The following is a 2503-nucleotide window of genomic DNA, read 5'->3' on the forward strand; positions in this document are numbered from 1 at the left end:
CGGCGCGGGCGGGTCTGCCCGGCGCCTGGGCGGACTACCCCGACGGGGAGCGGACGCTGGCGGCCCTGCGGGCCGGTGGCAGCCCCCGGGTCGTGTGGTGGGCGCTGCCCGGGCCGTCCTGGCCGTCGATGGTCGCCGCGGCCGTGGCCGCCACGGTGGCGTCCGCCCGCGGGGCGGTGGTCGTCGTGCCCGACCACCGGGACGTCGACCGGGTCGCCGCCGCGCTGGCGGACGTGCTCGACCCGGCCGATTTCGTCACACTGCGTGCCGATCTCGGCCCGGCCGAACGCTACCGACGCTTCCTCGCCGTCCGCCGCGGGCAGGCCCGGGTCGTCGTGGGGACCAGGGCGGCCGTGTTCGCCCCGGTCGCGGACCTCGGGCTGATCGTCGTCTGGGACGACGGGGACGACCTGCACGCCGAGCCGCGCGCTCCCTACCCGCACGTGCGGGACGTCGCCGTGCTGCGCGCCCGCCAGCAGCGGGCGGCGTTGATCGTCGGTGGCTGGTCGCCGTCGACCGACGCCGAGGCGATGGTCCGTGTCGGCTGGGCCTCGGCCATGGCCGCGCCGCGCCCGGTGCTCCGGGCCGCCGCGCCCCGGGTCGAGGCGACGGGGTCGCAGACCGAACAGGCCCGGGATCCGGCGGCGCGGGCGGCGCGGCTGCCGTCGCTGGCCTGGCGTGCCGCCCGGGAGGCGCTGGCCGCGGGCGCGCCGGTCCTCGTGCAGGTGCCGCGGCGCGGGTACCAGCCGTCGCTGGCCTGCGCGGGCTGCCGGCGGCCGGCCCGCTGCCGGCACTGCCGGGGGCCGCTGGGACGCCACGGCGGCTCCGGGCCGCCGTCCTGCGGCTGGTGCGCGCGGGTGGCGGTCGGCGCGCGGCCCGACGCCCACCACCCGCAGCCCGGGGCCGCCACCGGCGCCGGCGCCGGCGGATGGCCCACCAGGCCTTCCGCGCCCGTCCCGGGCGGACCGCCGGTGCCCGTCTCGGGCGGACTGCCGGCGGCCGTCCTGGGCGGATCTTCGGTGGCCGTCCCGGCCGAGGCCGGGTGGCGGTGCCCGTACTGCCGGGACGTCCGCTTCCGGGCGAGCGTCGTCGGGGACCGGCGCACCGCCGAGGAGCTGGGACGTGCCTTCCCCGGGGCCGTCGTGCGCACCTCCGGCCGTGACGGCGTGCTGGCGGCCGTCGCGGCGGAGCCCGCGCTGGTGGTGGCCACCCCGGGGGCCGAGCCGGTGGCCGACGGCGGGTACGGCGCGGTCCTGCTGCTCGACACCTGGGCGCTGCTGGGCCGCCCGGACCTGCGCGCGGCCGAGGAGACGCTGCGCCGGTGGTGCGCGGCGGCGGCGCTCGCCCGGCCCGCGGCCGACGGCGGCCGGGTCGTCGTCGTCGCCGACGCCGGGCTCGCGGTGGTCCAGGCGCTGACCCGCTGGGACCCGGCCTGGTTCGTCCGGCGGGAGGCGGACGAGCGGGCCGCCCTCGGCTTCCCGCCGGCCACCCGCGTCATCGCCGTCGAGGGCGCCGCCGGCGCGGTTGCCGACCTGGTCGCGGCGGCGCGGCTGCCCGCCGGCGCCGACGTGCTCGGCCCGGTCCCGCTGGACGAGGCGGACCGCCCGGCCGGCGCCGGGCCGGCGGGCCGGCCCGCTCCCGCCGGCGGGACAGGTCGGTCCGCCCCCGCGGGGAGGGCGGCCCGGCCCGCCGGCGCCGAGGACGCGGACGTGCCGGAGCCCGCCGGGCAGCGGTGGGAGCGTGTCCTGGTGCGGGTCCCCAGGGCACAGGGGCAGCAGCTCGCCGCCGCGCTCAAGGCGGCCAGCGGCGTCCTCGACGCCCGCCGCTCCCCACCGGTGCGGGTCGTCCCCGATCCGATCACCTTGCTGTGATGATGCCGTGATGACCATGTCTCGCGTAAGTTACTTAGTGTAATAAATTCGTTCCTGATGGACGTGTATTTTGATGGATACATGTTGCGGGCGCGGGAAGAGGGCGCGGGAAGCGGTCGGGAAGAGGTGCGGCAGTGACGGTCCGAGAGATCCGGCTGTTGGGGGACCCGGTGCTGCGGACGGTGGCCGAACTGGTCACCACCTTCGACAAGGAGCTCCGCCGCCTGGTCGACGACCTCGTCGAGAGCATGCACGAGGCGGGTGGGGTCGGGCTGGCCGCGCCGCAGCTCGGGGTGTCGCTGCGGGTGTTCACCTACGACGTGGACGGCGAGGTGGGCCACCTGGTCAACCCCGTCCTCGGGCCGTTCAGCGAGGAGCTGATGGACGGCGAGGAGGGCTGCCTGTCCCTGCCCGGCCTCTCCTTCGAGCTGAGACGGCCGGAGCGGGTGATCGCGGTCGGCCAGAACGTCCACGGCGATCCTGTCACGATCGAGGGCAGCGGCCTGCTGTCACGCTGCGTCCAGCATGAGACCGACCATCTCGACGGGGTGCTGTTCATCGACCGGCTGGATTCGGAGACGAAGAAGGCGGCCATGAAGGCCATCCGCGAGGCGGAGTGGGCCGGGCAGGCT

2 protein-coding genes are annotated in these 2503 nt (G+C 77.7%); both read left to right on the forward strand.

The window, feature by feature from the left end; translation table 11 throughout:
- Nucleotides 1-1871, forward strand: a 1871-nt coding sequence (locus tag AC5LSR_RS02145; protein WP_493468095.1) for a primosomal protein N', incomplete at its 5' end; no start/stop codon positions are given.
- 134 nt (nt 1872-2005) lie between these two features.
- A partial coding sequence (gene def / locus AC5LSR_RS02150; RefSeq protein ID WP_493468096.1) for a peptide deformylase occupies nt 2006-2503 on the forward strand: 498 nt, incomplete at its 3' end.

The sequence above is a fragment of the Protofrankia sp. CiP1_Cm_nod4 genome (genome assembly GCF_982290645.1).